General features: G+C 73.7%; 12 protein-coding genes. 3 read left to right on the forward strand and 9 right to left on the reverse strand.

The features are described from left to right. Nucleotides 1-13 precede the first annotated feature (13 nt). From FXF65_RS09720 to FXF65_RS43600, 6 genes are all read right to left on the reverse strand, one after another. The gene (locus FXF65_RS09720) at nt 14-526 is read right to left on the reverse strand and encodes a S26 family signal peptidase (RefSeq protein WP_148349360.1); all 513 of its coding nucleotides are present in this window, start codon (nt 524-526) and stop codon (nt 14-16) included. Beyond that, nucleotides 523-2376, reverse strand: a complete 1854-nt coding sequence (locus tag FXF65_RS09725) for an ABC transporter ATP-binding protein (protein ID WP_148349361.1) — start codon at nt 2374-2376, stop codon at nt 523-525. The genes FXF65_RS09720 and FXF65_RS09725 overlap by 4 nt, the downstream gene beginning before the upstream one ends. Further along, nucleotides 2373-2888 (reverse strand): thioredoxin domain-containing protein, encoded by a 516-nt coding sequence (locus FXF65_RS09730; protein ID WP_148349362.1) that lies wholly within the window; start codon nt 2886-2888, stop codon nt 2373-2375. The genes FXF65_RS09725 and FXF65_RS09730 overlap by 4 nt, the downstream gene beginning before the upstream one ends. Then, complete coding sequence (locus tag FXF65_RS09735) at nt 2888-3397, reverse strand: MauE/DoxX family redox-associated membrane protein (RefSeq protein ID WP_148349363.1); 510 nt, start codon at nt 3395-3397, stop codon at nt 2888-2890. The genes FXF65_RS09730 and FXF65_RS09735 overlap by 1 nt, the downstream gene beginning before the upstream one ends. Nucleotides 3398-3486: 89 nt before the next feature. Continuing rightward, a complete protein-coding gene (locus tag FXF65_RS43595; protein ID WP_187412186.1) occupies nt 3487-3654 on the reverse strand; it encodes a hypothetical protein in 168 nt (55 codons plus the stop codon). Nucleotides 3655-3726: 72 nt separating this feature from the next. Beyond that, the gene (locus FXF65_RS43600; RefSeq protein ID WP_187412187.1) at nt 3727-3888 is read right to left on the reverse strand and encodes a hypothetical protein; all 162 of its coding nucleotides are present in this window, start codon (nt 3886-3888) and stop codon (nt 3727-3729) included. Between the two features lie 320 nt (nt 3889-4208). On the opposite strand from FXF65_RS43600, the gene prcB reads away from it, so the two are divergent. Further along, nucleotides 4209-5018 carry a proteasome subunit beta gene (gene prcB / locus FXF65_RS09740; RefSeq protein ID WP_148349509.1) on the forward strand — a complete coding sequence of 270 codons (810 nt, stop codon included), beginning with the start codon at nt 4209-4211 and terminating at the stop codon, nt 5016-5018. A gap of 61 nt (nt 5019-5079) precedes the next feature. Then, on the forward strand, nt 5080-6798 hold the full coding sequence (polX, locus tag FXF65_RS09745) for a DNA polymerase/3'-5' exonuclease PolX (RefSeq protein WP_148349364.1): 1719 nt from the start codon (nt 5080-5082) through the stop codon (nt 6796-6798). 30 nt (nt 6799-6828) lie between these two features. On the opposite strand, the gene FXF65_RS09750 is transcribed toward polX, so the two are convergent. From FXF65_RS09750 to FXF65_RS09760, 3 genes are all read right to left on the reverse strand, one after another. Next, nucleotides 6829-7821, reverse strand: a complete 993-nt coding sequence (locus FXF65_RS09750) for a COX15/CtaA family protein (protein WP_148349365.1) — start codon at nt 7819-7821, stop codon at nt 6829-6831. A gap of 87 nt (nt 7822-7908) precedes the next feature. Further along, nucleotides 7909-9141: a PrsW family intramembrane metalloprotease gene (locus FXF65_RS09755; RefSeq protein WP_148349366.1), complete on the reverse strand. Its 1233-nt coding sequence runs from the start codon at nt 9139-9141 to the stop codon at nt 7909-7911. Between the two features lie 77 nt (nt 9142-9218). Further along, entirely contained in the window at nt 9219-10211 is a 993-nt protein-coding gene (locus FXF65_RS09760; RefSeq protein WP_378231357.1) for a heme o synthase, read from the reverse strand. A gap of 536 nt (nt 10212-10747) precedes the next feature. Here FXF65_RS09760 and tkt point away from each other — a divergent pair. Beyond that, on the forward strand, nt 10748-12799 hold the full coding sequence (tkt, locus tag FXF65_RS09765; RefSeq protein WP_246198475.1) for a transketolase: 2052 nt from the start codon (nt 10748-10750) through the stop codon (nt 12797-12799). Nucleotides 12800-12807 lie beyond the last annotated feature (8 nt).

Here is a 12807-nt window from a genome sequence, read left to right on the forward strand (position 1 = left end):
CCGGCGGGTGGTCTCAGAGCCTCATCCGGCGGATCGCGACGCCCACGCACTCCCCCGGCCGGACGTAGCCGAACTCGCGCGAGTCCCAGCTCAGCGGCGGGTTGTCGCCCAGCACGACCAGCGCTCCCGGGGGCACGACCTTCTCCGGGACGTCGCGCAGCGCCGGGCACGCCTCGCGCGGCACCGGGTCGCCGCCGACCGCCGCCACGCGCTTGACGAGCAGCAGGCCGTACGTCGCGTGCGACTCCAGCTCCGCCGCCGAGGGCTCCACCATGACGGCGGTGTCCGCCTCCGGCGGCCGCCCGGCCAGCAGCGGGACGCGCGCCCGCACCACGACGATCTGCCCCCTGCGGGCCCGCGGCGTCCGCCGGACCAGCAGCCGGTCGCCGGACCGCAGCGCGGGCTCCATGCTCCGCCCCGACACCGTCGCCACCAGCAGGCCCCTCCGGATCCCGAGGGCCGCGAGGCCGACCGCGGCCGCCGTCCCGGACGCCGCACCCAGCACCGCCCACCCGGTCGTCCTCATCCCGCCGCCACCTCCGGCGCCTGGTAACCGGCGGCTTGGAGGCGGAATAGGCGGGCGTACGGACCGTCCGCCGCGAGCAACTCGTCGTGGGCGCCGCGCTCGGCGATCCGCCCGTCCTGGAGGACGACGACGAGGTCGGCGTCCCGCACGGTGTTGAGCCGGTGGGAGATCAGCAGGCTGGTCCGGCCGTCCCGGTGGGCGCGCATCTCGGCGTGCACCCGGTGCTCGGCCTCCGGGTCGAGGCCGGAGCTGGGCTCGTCCAGGATCATCAGGTCGCGGCCCTCCCGGACGAACGCGCGGGCGAGCGCGAGCCGCTGCCACTGGCCGCCCGAGAGGACCACCCCCGTCTCGGGGTCGGTCTTGTCGGCCTCGGAGAAGAACATCCTGGTCAGCAGCGTGTCGTAGCCGCGCGGCAGGCCCGCGACCTCGTCGTGGACGCCCGCGCGGACGGCGGCGGCCCGCAGCCGCTCCGGATCGTCCAGGGCGGGAAGGTCGCCGAGCCCGATGTTCTCGGCGGCGGTCATGTCGTAGTGCATGTGCTCCTGGAAGACGGCGCTGATCCGGTCCCGCAGCCGGTCGGGCGGGATGTCCCGGAGGTCGACGCCGTCCCAGAGGACGGCCCCGCGGGTCGGGTCGTACATGCGGCACAGCAGCTTGACGAGGGTGCTCTTGCCCGCGCCGTTCAGCCCGACCAACGCCACGGCCTGCCCCGCCGGGATCAGCAGGTCCACCCCGCACAGGACCCAGGGATGGTCGTCGCTGTAGCGGAACCACACGTCCCGCAGCCGGATGCCCTCGCGCAGCGGCGGCGCGTCGCCGTCGTCCACGCGCGGCAGGTCGGGCTCGGCGCGGACGACGGCCGCGAAGTGCGTGAAGGCGAGCAGCCGCGCGTGGACGACGGCCACCGACATGACGGCGGAGTCCAGCGCCGACTGGACCCCGGCGACGGCCGCGACGAACATGGCGACGTCCCCGACACTGAGGTCGCCGCGCCGCGCGGCGGTGACGGCCCACAGCAGCCCGCCGCCCGCGACGACCGCGCTCAGCGTGGTGAGACCGCCCTGCGTGGCGAGCTCGCGCAGGTCCATCCGGCGGTCGGCGCGGTTCACACGGAGGCGTTCGGCCATCATCCGGGAGCGCAGGAACGCGCCGATGCCGAACAGCCGGATCTCCGTCGCCGCCCGCACGCCGGTGAGCAGGCCGTTGTAGAAGAACTCGCGCCGGTGCGCCATCTCGTTCCCCCACTGGACGGCCGCCCGCCGCCGCGCCAGCAGCAGCTCCGCGACCAGCACCGGCACGGCGGCCAGCAGGACGACCCCGGTCATCACAGGCCTGAGGACGAGGAGCGCCCCGACGAACCCGGCCAGCGACAGCGCCCCGCGGAGCGTCCCGGCGACGCCCTCGACGAGTTGGCCGACGCCCGCCGCGCCGTCCTGGGCGAGCCGCAGCCGGTCGAGGAAGGCCGGATCCTCGAAGCGGCGCAGGCCCACCTGCCTCTCGGTGGCGGCGAAGAGCCGGTCGGTCGCGACGACGGACGCCGCCCGGCCGGTCTGCGCGCTCAGGTACCGGACGAGCGGCGGCGTCGCGGCGGTCGCGAGCCCCGCCCCGACCAGCGCGACAGCGACCCCGCCGACCGCGCCCTGCGGCGCGGCCAGCCGGTCGATCACGACCTTGGTCAGCCAGGCGGTCGCGACGGGCGCGCCCGCCGCGGACACGGTCAGCAGCAGATGCCCGGCGGCCCCGCGCGGCGCGGCGCGCACGACCAGCGGCACGGCCGTCGCGGCGGCGGTGGCGGCGTCCCGCAGGCCGAACCGCGGTGCCTCGGCGGACGTCGGGACGAGCGCGGTCATCCGCGGGCCGGGAGGGGGAGGTCGGTCAGACGGCCACCCGTCGCGAGGACGGTCCGGTCGTCGCCCATCAGGTAGAGCGCGGGCGTCCACTCGTTCTGGAACGCCGCCGAGACCGGGCCCGCCTGGTCCTCCTCCACGACCAGCCGGACGTCGGGCGCGAGGGTCACGACCAGCTCCGGGTCGTCCCCGGCGATCACCGCGAGGACGTTCTCCCGGCCGGCCGCGCGGGCGTGCTCGGCGACGCTGGGCGCCTGGGCGTGGCACGGACCGCAGCCCGCCGAGAAGAACGCGACCAGGGCGGGGAGCGTCGCGTCGGTCACGGGCTCGCCGTCGGTGGTGCTGGAAGCGAACGCGGCGGGCCGCGAGCCGGGACGCAGGACCACCGGGGGGCCGGAGTGCGTGGTCCCGGCGGCGCCCGGCTCCTTCAGCCGCCGCGCGAGCGCGAGGGTGAGCAGCAGGTTGAGGACGGCGATCAGGCCGACGAGGACGACGGCCGCGGCGAGGTAGGGCATCAGGAGCCTCCCGTGAGCAGGTGGGCGAGGTCGTCGAGCGACACGATGAGGACGGCGGCGAGGGCGCCCGCCGCCGCGGCGACGACGGCGCCCGCGACCGGGGTGGGCCCGGAGGCCGTGAGCCCGAGCAGGCAGGCGGCCAGCAGCACCCCGTTGCGGACGAGGTGCCGGGCCCCGAGCGGGGCGCTCCGCGTGCCGAAGCAGCGGCACGACACCCGGGGACCGCCGCCCGCGACGACCCGTCCGATGGCGGCGCCGAACGCGGCGAGGAGCCCGCCCGCCAGGCAGAGCGCGTACGGCCGGGTCGCAGGCGAGACGGACCCGCCGGCCGCGAGCGCTTCGAGCGCGACCACGAGTACGGCGAGGGGCATGGTCCACCGCCCCGGCAGGCCCGGGACGAGACCGGGCACCGACGCGGCGAAACCGCGCAGATCCCGGAGCTTGGACACGACCCCCACGAGGAAGACGAGCCCGACCAGGCTCACGCACCCCACATGCAGGTACCCCACACCTTCCTCCCCGTCGAGAGCGGTTCTTCTAGGGCGGGCTCATGGGGGACGGGCGACGGCGCCCCGCCGCCCGCGCCCCTACGACCGGCTCACCAGTTGCAGATGTCACCGGTGCGACGCAACTCGCGGCCCTGGCCCGGGCAGCACTTGTAGATGTAGATGTGGTTGTAGTGGCAGTAGGTGGTCGTGTTGCAGACCGCTTCGGCGGTGGCCTTGCCAGCGATGCGCACAAGCAGCCTGTCGGCGATGCCGGACATGGCGGTGTCTCCCCTCCGGCCCATGGAGCGTGGGCGGCGGCACGCCACCGCCCACGGTCTACGAACGGGGCTCTAGCACTTGCCGGAGGCGGGCGCGTCCTGGCAGCCCTCGTTCAGGCAGCACGTGCGGTAGTACGGCTGACCGCCTCGGCAGTACCTGTAGGTGGTGCAGCCGGCGTCGGCGGTGGCGTTGCCCGTGATGCGGGCGAGCAGCCTGTCGGCGATACGCGACATGGTGGCGTCTCCTCTCCGGCCGGGTTTCGGCCGATCGGTTGGAGCGATCATGGAACGGTCCGCAATTTCGGCACAAGACTCATGATCGTTTTTCCGTGGAACGTGCCATCGACGCAGGACGGCGCAATATCGGCACTGCGTCATATCAACTTAAATTGACCGAAACCTATCCCCTTGATGTTGATAGATCAATCACCAGGGCGTTCGCGGGGGGCGGACGGGCGTGGTGGCGGGGGTCCGGCGGGGCGTGGAAGGATCGGAGGCGTAGTGATCGTCCAGCGAGGGGAGCAGCCGTGGTCGGCCGGAACGAGGAGCAGGGGATGCCGCCCGAGTTCTTCGAGGCGGGGTCGCCGTCGTTCGTCGACCTGCTGCGCGTCCACTCCCCCGAACTGCTGCCGGTGAACCGGGTGCCGGACGGCGACCTGCCCGAGCTGCCGCACGGGACGACCGTCCTCGCGCTGACGTTCCCCGGCGGCGTCATGATGGCGGGCGACCGGCGCGCCACGCAGGGCAACCGCATCGCCTACCGCGAGCTCGACAAGGTGCAGCGCGGCGACGAGTACTCCGCCGTCGCGTTCGCCGGGACGGTCGGGCTGGCGCTGGAGATGGTCCGGCTGTTCCAGGTGGAGCTGGAGCACTACGAGAAGATGGAGACCGTCCCGCTGTCGCTGCCGGGCAAGGCCCGCAGGCTCGGCGCCGTCATCCAGGCCAACCTGGCGCAGGCGCTGCAGGGGCTCGCGGTCGTCCCGCTGCTCGCCGGATACGACCCCGACGCCGACGAGGGACGCATCTACACCTACGACATCATCGGCGCCCCGCAGGAGGCCCGGCACTTCCACGCGGACGGCTCCGGCTCTCCGTACGCGACGGGCGCGCTGAAGAAGCTCTACCGCACCGACCTGTCCCTGCAGGACGCGGCGACGGTCTGCGTCCAGGCCCTGTACGACGCGGCCGACGACGACACCGCCACGGGCGGCCCCGACCAGGCGCGCCGCATCTACCCGACGGTCGCGGTCGTCACGGCCGACGGCTACCGGCGGCTGCCCGAGGAGCAGGTGTCCGCGATCGCCGACGAGGTCCTGCGGGCCCGCATGGACGCCCCGAACGGCCCGGTCGCGCCGCTGCGCTGAGCCCGCGCCGGGGCCGGTGCGGGCCCGGGAAACGTCGTACCCGGCTTCTAGACTCGAAGGCATGGCACGGGCGAACGACGAGGCTGCGGCCCTCATCCAGGAACTGGCGGACCTGCTGTCCATCACCGGCGGCGACGCTTTCAAGATCAGGGCGTACGAGAAGGCCGCGCGGGCGATCGCGGGCCATCCCGGCGACGTCTCCGAGCTCGACCTGGCCGGGCTGCGCAAGATCCCCACGGTGGGCGAGGCGATCGCGAAGAAGGTCCTCGACTACACGACCACCGGGACGATCCGCCAGGTCGAGGAGCTGCGCACGCAGATCCCGTCCGGGGTGCGGGCGCTGACCGCCATCCCCACCCTCGGCCCGAAGAAGGCCCTCACCGTCTACGAGGAGCTCGGCATCTCGTCCGTGGACGACCTCGCCGCCGCGATCAAGGAGGGGCGGCTGCGCGGCCTCAAGGGCTTCGGCGCCAAGACCGAGGAGAACATCCTCCACGGCATCGAGCTGATGCGCAGCTCGGGCGAGCGCGTCCTGCTCGACGCCGCCGCGAGCGTCGCCGACGAGGTCGTCGCCGTGCTCTCCGGGCTCCCGGAGGTCGAGCGGTGCGAGCACGCGGGCTCGCTGCGCCGGATGCGGGAGACGATCGGCGACGTGGACGTCCTCGCCGCGTCCCGCGACCCGAAGCCGATCATGGCGGCGTTCACCGCGCTGCCGTTCGTCGCGGAGGTCGTCGCGAGCGGTGAGAAGAAGACGTCGATCCGCACCGCGAAGGGGCTGCAGGTCGACCTGCGGGTCGTCCCGCCGGAGTCGTGGGGCGCCGCGCTGCAGTACTTCACCGGCTCGCAGGCGCACAACATCCGCACCCGGGAGATCGCGGTGAAGGCGGGGCTCAAGCTGTCCGAGTACGGACTGTTCGACGCCGAGTCGGACGAGCTGATCGTCTCCGCGACCGAGGAGGAGGTCTACGAGCGGCTCGGCCTGCCCTGGGTCCACCCGGCCCTCCGCGAGGACACCGGCGAGATCGAGGCCGCGCTCAAGGACGACCTGCCCCGCCTCGTCACCGTCGACGACCTGCGCGGCGACCTGCACAGCCACACCGACCTCACCGACGGCGTCGCCTCCCTCGCGGACATGGTCGCCGCCGCGCACGCCCGCGGCCTGGAGTACTACGCGATCACCGACCACGCGCCCGACCTCGTGATGCAGCGCATGACGGACGAGAAGATGCTCGCCCAGCGCGCCGAGGTCGCCGAGCTGCAGAAGGAGTACCGCGACCTGACGCTCCTGCACGGCACGGAGCTGAACATCGGCCCGGAGGGCGGCGTCGACTGGGACGCCGACTTCCTTTCGGGCTTCGACGTGTGCGTCGCCTCGATCCACTCGCACTTCACGCAGGACCAGGAGACCATGACGCGGCGGCTCGTCCGCGCGTGCGAGAACCCGCACGTCCACGTCATCGGGCATCCGACGGCACGCAGCATCGGCCGCCGCCCGCCGGTCGACGCCGACTGGGACGAGGTGTTCCGCGCCGCCGCGCGCACCGGCACCGCCATGGAGATCGACTCGTTCCCCGACCGGCTCGACCTGCCCGCCGACCTGATCCGCCGCGCGAAGCGCTTCGGCGTGAGGTTCTCGGTCGACACCGACGCGCACTCGCTCGGGCACCACCGCAACATCCGCTACGGCATCGGCACCGCGCAGCGCGGCTGGCTCACCCCGGACGACGTGATCAACACCTGGCCGCTCGACCGGCTCCGCGCGTTCCTGAAGAAGCGCTGAGCGCGGGCCGTCAGGCGGGCTGCGGGGCCGTCAGGCGGGCTGCGGGGCCTGCGCCTGCGCGGGCTCCGCGACGGGCGCGGCGACCGGCACCGGCCCCCGGTCGCGCAGGGCGAAGAAGAGCCGGAACGCCGTGATCCACATCAGTACCGCGCCGAGCATGTGCAGCAGTACGAGCCCCTCGGGGACCCCCAGCGCGTACTGGACGTAGCCGATCGCGCCCTGGACCGCGATGATCCCGGCCAGCTCGTGCGCGCGGCGCCGCGCCGCCGCCGGGGCGCCGGTCCGGTGCAGGACGAGGATCATGACCAGCGTCAGCCCGATCGTGACCCAGGCCAGCTCGCCGTGAACGCGGGCGACGTCGGTGATGTCGAAGCCGTACCGGCGGGACTCGGCGTCCCCCGCGTGCGGCCCGGTGCCGGTGACGACGGTGCCCGCGACGAGCACGGCCGCGCACGACACGAGCAGCGCGGCGGCGAGGCGGCGCGTCCACGGCCCGGCGAGCGGGCGCGGCGGCGCGTCGCCCTCACCGGCGCGGACCCACAGCGCCACGCAGAAGACCAGCAGCGCGGGCGAGACCAGGAAGTGCAGCGACACGGCCGCCGGGTGCAGCTTCGTCAGGACGACGATCCCGCCGATGACCGCCTGCGCGACCACGCTCATCGGCTGCGCGAGCGCCCACCGCACGAGGTCCTTGCGGCGGGGCCGCAGCCGCAGCGCGGCGACGAACACGAGCACCCCGACGCCCAGCACCACGAACGTGATCAGCCGGTTGCCGAACTCGATCGACATGTTGAGCCAGTGGTGCTCGGGGTCGTGCGTCGGGACGAGGCTGTCGCCGGAGCAGCGCGGCCAGTCGGGGCAGCCGAGCCCGGACTTCGTCACCCGCACGGCGCCGCCGCTGACGACGATCACCACGTTGCCGAGGACGCCGAGGAGCGCGAGCAGCCGCAGCGACCCGGCGGTCGGGCGCCACACGGCGTCCCGGGTCCGGGTCAGGAGGGAGGAGGTCCGACGCTCTGCCACGGCACCAATCGTATGGCCGCCCCACCGTGTCCTCGCCCCGCCCCCCGGTAAGCGCCCGGCCCGACCCGCAGCGGCCTCCGGCCTTGATCAGTAACGGGGGGCCGGTGGGCCTCCGTAGGGGCCCTGCGGGGTGAAGCCCGATGGTCCCGGCCCCGCCCATGGCGGGCCGCCGAGGCGGCTCGCGCCGGGACGCGGCGGCGTCCGCAGGAACGCCTGCCGGGCCAGCGACATCAGGTTCAGCAGCGAGTCGCGGCGGGTGACGAACCAGGCGGGCTCGGCCACGCCGCGGTCGGCGCGCTTGTGCAGCAGCGCCAGCTCGGTCGCGGCGAGCTGGTAGTCGGTCATGGCGCGGGCGGCGGGCGGCCCGCCGACGGCGCGGGCCCACCGGCGGGCGGCGCGGCGGGACGGCAGCGAGCGCAGCATCCGGACGTCCTGCGGCGTGACGAGCCCCGTCCCCGCGTACATGGGCAGGTACGCCTCGATGCGCCGGACGGTCCCCCGCCGCTCCACCAGCACGATGGCCATCAGGACGACCAGGACGCAGAAGTCCAGCAGGTAGACGACGCCGAGCCCGCCGAGCCCGGCCGACGCGGCGCCGTTCCACAGCCCGTGCAGGACCATCGCGCCGAGCAGCCCGGCCAGCGGGGCGAGGATCTGCCAGCGCCGGTGCGTGGCGGCGTAGGCGACGCCGAGCCCGGTCATCGAGGTGAACAGCGGGTGGCTGAGCGGCGCGACGAGCCCGCGCAGGATGAACACGGCCTGGAGCTGCTGGGCCCCGCCCTCCTCGAAGGCCCGCATGTAGTAGGTGATGTTCTCCATCATGGCGAACCCGAGGCCGACCATCGCGGCGTAGATGATCCCGTCGGCGAACCCGTCGATCTCGTTGCGGCGGAACCACAGCAGCCCGAACAGGACGGCGCCCTTCAGCGTCTCCTCGATCACCGGCGCGCCGAAGGTGGCGCTGACGAAGTGGCCCTCCGTCTCGCCGAAGACGGGGACGGTCACGTACAGCAGCCCGAGGGTGTTGAGGACGAGCGCGCCGAGCACCGCGATCCCCGCGCCCCACAGGAAGGAGAAGGCGAGGGCGCGCGGCGGCTCCGGCTCCAGCCGGTCGAGGGTGAGCGCGAGGGCGACCAGCACCGGGATGGGCAGGATGGCGAGGACGACCCCGACCCAGAAGCCCGCTCCCCCGAGGGCGACGTCCGCGCCGAGCGCGATCAGGACGCACAGCCCGGAGACGGTCATACCGATGATCATGCCGACCGGGGGCCGGCCGGGAACCCGGCCCTCCAGCACCGCCTTGGGGTCAAGTTGCGCCATGCCGCCGAGCGTAACCGCCGGTCGGCCGGAGCGCTAAGCCCGGACCGACACGGACGGTGACCGCCCGGCGACCCGGCTCAGCGCAGGATCGGGTCGACGGCGACGGCCGTGAACAGCAGCGCGAGGTACACGTTCGACAGGTGGAAGAACCGCATCGGGCGCAGGTGGACGCCCGTCACCCCGGCCAGCACCGCGCGCAGCAGCCGGTGCCCCTCGGCGAGGAACACGAGGCCGAGGACGACGGCGACCGCCCCGTACATCGGTCCCATCCCGGCCACCGGCCACAGCAGCAGCGAGCACGCGACGGTGGCGTAGGTGTAGACGAGGCTCTCGGTGACGACGCGGCGCTCGCTCGCGACGACCGGCAGCATCGGGACCTTGGCGACCGCGTAGTCGTCGCGGTAGCGCATCGCGAGCGTCCACGTGTGCGGCGGCGTCCAGAGGAACACGACGCCGAACAGGACGAGCGGCGTCCAGGCGACGCCGCCGGTGATCGCGGCCCAGCCGATGAGGACGGGCATGCACCCGGCGATCCCGCCCCACACGACGTTCTGCGAGGTGCGGCGCTTGAGGAGCAGCGAGTACACGAAGACGTAGAACAGGATCGCGAACAGCGACCCGGCGGCGGCGACCGGGTTGACGGCGACCAGGAACCCGGCGGTGGACAGCGCCGCGAGCGTGATCCCGAAGATCAGGGCGCGGGCCGGGGTGACCTGGTGGCGGGCCAGCGGGCGGCGCCGGGTGCGGCGCATCTTCGCGTCGATGTCGCGGTCGATGTAGCAGTTGATCGCGTTCGCGGCGCCCGCGGACATGGTGCCGAACGCCAGCGTCAGCAGCACGGTGGACAGCGGCGGGACGCCCCCGTCCGCCAGGAACATCACCGGGATGGTGGTGATCAGCAGCAGCTCGATCACCCGCGGCTTGGTCAGCGCCACGTACGCGCGCAGCCGCGCGCCGAGGGTCCGCGCCTCCGCCGGCTCGGCGGCGGCCACCGGCACGAGCGGCGCAGGCGCCGGCGCCTGCGAGTCGAGGTCGATCTCGACCCCGCGCTTGTTACTGAGCACCGTCACAATCGGGTCCACGTCCAACTAGGGATGGGGAAATCGCGTACCAGTCCGGCGGCGCCCCCGCGATCCGGGCCGGCCTCGGCTGGGATTCGATCTCGCTTCGTTTCCTGCCGCGGCCGCTGTCGTCAACCGCGCAATCACTGTAGTCCGCCCCCTCCGCGACCCTTGCACCGGGTCGCGCCGACGCGCCCCCGCGCGTCCCCTGCGGACCCGTCCCGGATCCCTGGCGCGGTGGTTAGCGCGCGGGCCGTTCGGGCAAGGGTGGTGCGGCCCGTCCGCGCGATAGGCTCGCCACCGGGGGCGCGGCGTGATCTTCGCGGCCGCGAACGGGGTCGTCACGGGGCGCCGTGAGGCCGGGGAGGCGCGGCGCGTCGCCGGACGTCACCGCCCGTGCGGCGGACGGGCGCGGCGCACAACATCACAGTGTGGATCTTCACATCGGTTCGAGAGGAGCCTGGCGTTCCGTGAGCAGGAACAACAGCACGTTTGAGTGGTCCGACCAGGACCGGCGGGCCGTGGACGTGGTCCGCGCCCTCGCCATGGACGCGGTCGAGGAGGCGGGCTCCGGCCACCCGGGGACGGCGATGAGCCTCGCGCCCGCCGCCTACCTTCTGTTCCAGCGGTTCCTCCGGCACGACCCGACGGACCCGCACTGGCCCGGCCGGGACAGGTTCGTGTTGTCCTGCGGCCACTCCAGCCTGACCCTCTACATCCAGCTCTACCTGTCCGGCTACCCGATGACGCTGGACGACCTGAAGTCGCTCCGCAAGTGGGGCAGCCTCACCCCCGGCCACCCCGAGCACGGCCACACGGCGGGCGTCGAGACGACGACGGGGCCGCTCGGCCAGGGCATCGCGAACGCGGTCGGGATGGCGATGGCGGCGCGCCGCGAGCGCGGCCTGTTCGACCCGGACGCGCCGGAGGGAGAGTCCCCCTTCGACCACACGATCTGGGCGTTCGCGTCCGACGGGGACATCGAGGAGGGCATCAGCCACGAGGCGAGCTCCCTCGCGGGCCACCAGCGCCTCGGCAACCTGGTCCTGCTCTACGACGACAACCACATCTCGATCGAGGACGACACCGCGATCGCGCTGTCGGAGGACGTCCGGGCCCGGTACGCCGCGTACGGCTGGGACGTCCACCACGTCGACTGGACGGAGAACGGCGACTACGAGGAGAACGTCGCCGCGCTGGCCTCCGCGTTCGCCGCCGCGAAGGCCGAGACGTCCCGCCCGTCGTTCATCGCGCTGCGCACGATCATCGGCTGGCCCGCGCCGAACAAGAAGAACACCGGCAAGATCCACGGCTCGGCGCTCGGCGCCGACGAGGTCGCCGCGACCAAGCGGATCCTCAGCATGGACCCCGCCGAGACGTTCGTCGTCCCGGACGACGTCCTCGCGCACGCCCGCGAGGTGAGCGACCGGGGACGCGCCGAGCACGCGACGTGGAACGAGGCGTTCGAGGCGTGGCGGGCGGCGAACCCCGTCCGCGCCGCCGAGTACGACCGGATCTCGACCCGCACCCTGCCCCCCGGCTGGGACACCGCGCTGCCGCGGTTCGAGGCGGGCAAGGCCCTCGCGACCCGGGCCGCGTCCGGCGAGGTGCTGGCGGCGCTGGCGCCGGTGCTGCCGGAGCTGTGGGGCGGCTCGGCCGACCTGGCCGAGAGCAACAACACGACGATGAAGGGCCAGCCGTCCTTCATCCCCGAGGAGTTCCAGACCAAGGAGTTCCCCGGCGACCGGTACGGCCGCACGCTGCACTTCGGCGTCCGCGAGCACGCGATGGGCGCGATCTGCAACGGCATCGCGCTGCACGGCGGCACCCGCCCGTACGGCGGCACGTTCCTGATCTTCAGCGACTACATGCGCCCGGCCGTGCGGCTGGCCGCGCTGATGAAGCTGCCGGTCACGTTCGTGTGGACGCACGACTCGATCGGCCTCGGCGAGGACGGCCCGACCCACCAGCCGGTCGAGCACCTGTGGGCGCTGCGCGCGATCCCCGGGCTGGACGTCGTCCGCCCGGCGGACGCGAACGAGACGGCGGTCGCGTGGCGGACCGTGCTCGGGCACACCGACCGGCCCGCCGGGCTGGCGCTGACCCGGCAGAAGCTGCCGACCCTCGACCGGAGCGGCGGCCTCGCGTCCGCGGAGGGCGTCGCGAAGGGCGGCTACGTGCTCGCCGACGCCGACGGCGGGCAGCCCGACGTGATCATCATCGCGACCGGCAGCGAGGTGGAGCTCGCCCTGGAGGCGCGCGACACGCTGCAGGCCGAGGGCACCCCCACCCGGGTCGTGTCGATGCCGTGCGTGGAGTGGTTCGAGGCGCAGACCGACGCCTACCGGCAGGAGGTCCTCCCGCCCGGGGTGAAGGCCCGCGTGTCGGTCGAGGCCGGGATCGCGCTCGGCTGGCGCGCCTACGTCGGCGACGCCGGCGAGTCGGTGAGCCTGGAGCACTTCGGCGCGTCGGCCGACTACAAGACCCTGTTCCTGCAGTTCGGCATCACCTCCGAGCGGGTCGTCGCGGCGGCGAAGGCCAGCCTGATCAAGGCGTCCGTGAAGCACGCGGGACGCGGCGAGACCACCGGCAACTAGGACCGAGG

This window comes from Actinomadura syzygii (assembly GCF_008085905.1).
GTDB lineage: Bacteria > Actinomycetota > Actinomycetes > Streptosporangiales > Streptosporangiaceae > Spirillospora > Spirillospora syzygii.

Coding starts and splice junctions, on each gene's coding strand:
- FXF65_RS09720 (WP_148349360.1), bottom strand. CDS start 526: ATGAGGACGACCGGGTGGGCGGTGCTGGGTGCGGCGTCCGGGACGGCG.
- FXF65_RS09725 (WP_148349361.1), bottom strand. CDS start 2,376: ATGACCGCGCTCGTCCCGACGTCCGCCGAGGCACCGCGGTTCGGCCTG.
- FXF65_RS09730 (WP_148349362.1), bottom strand. CDS start 2,888: ATGCCCTACCTCGCCGCGGCCGTCGTCCTCGTCGGCCTGATCGCCGTC.
- FXF65_RS43595 (WP_187412186.1), bottom strand. CDS start 3,654: ATGTCCGGCATCGCCGACAGGCTGCTTGTGCGCATCGCTGGCAAGGCC.
- FXF65_RS43600 (WP_187412187.1), bottom strand. CDS start 3,888: ATGTCGCGTATCGCCGACAGGCTGCTCGCCCGCATCACGGGCAACGCC.
- prcB (WP_148349509.1), top strand. CDS start 4,209: ATGCCGCCCGAGTTCTTCGAGGCGGGGTCGCCGTCGTTCGTCGACCTG.
- polX (WP_148349364.1), top strand. CDS start 5,080: ATGGCACGGGCGAACGACGAGGCTGCGGCCCTCATCCAGGAACTGGCG.
- FXF65_RS09755 (WP_148349366.1), bottom strand. CDS start 9,141: ATGGCGCAACTTGACCCCAAGGCGGTGCTGGAGGGCCGGGTTCCCGGC.
- tkt (WP_246198475.1), top strand. CDS start 10,748: ATGGACGCGGTCGAGGAGGCGGGCTCCGGCCACCCGGGGACGGCGATG.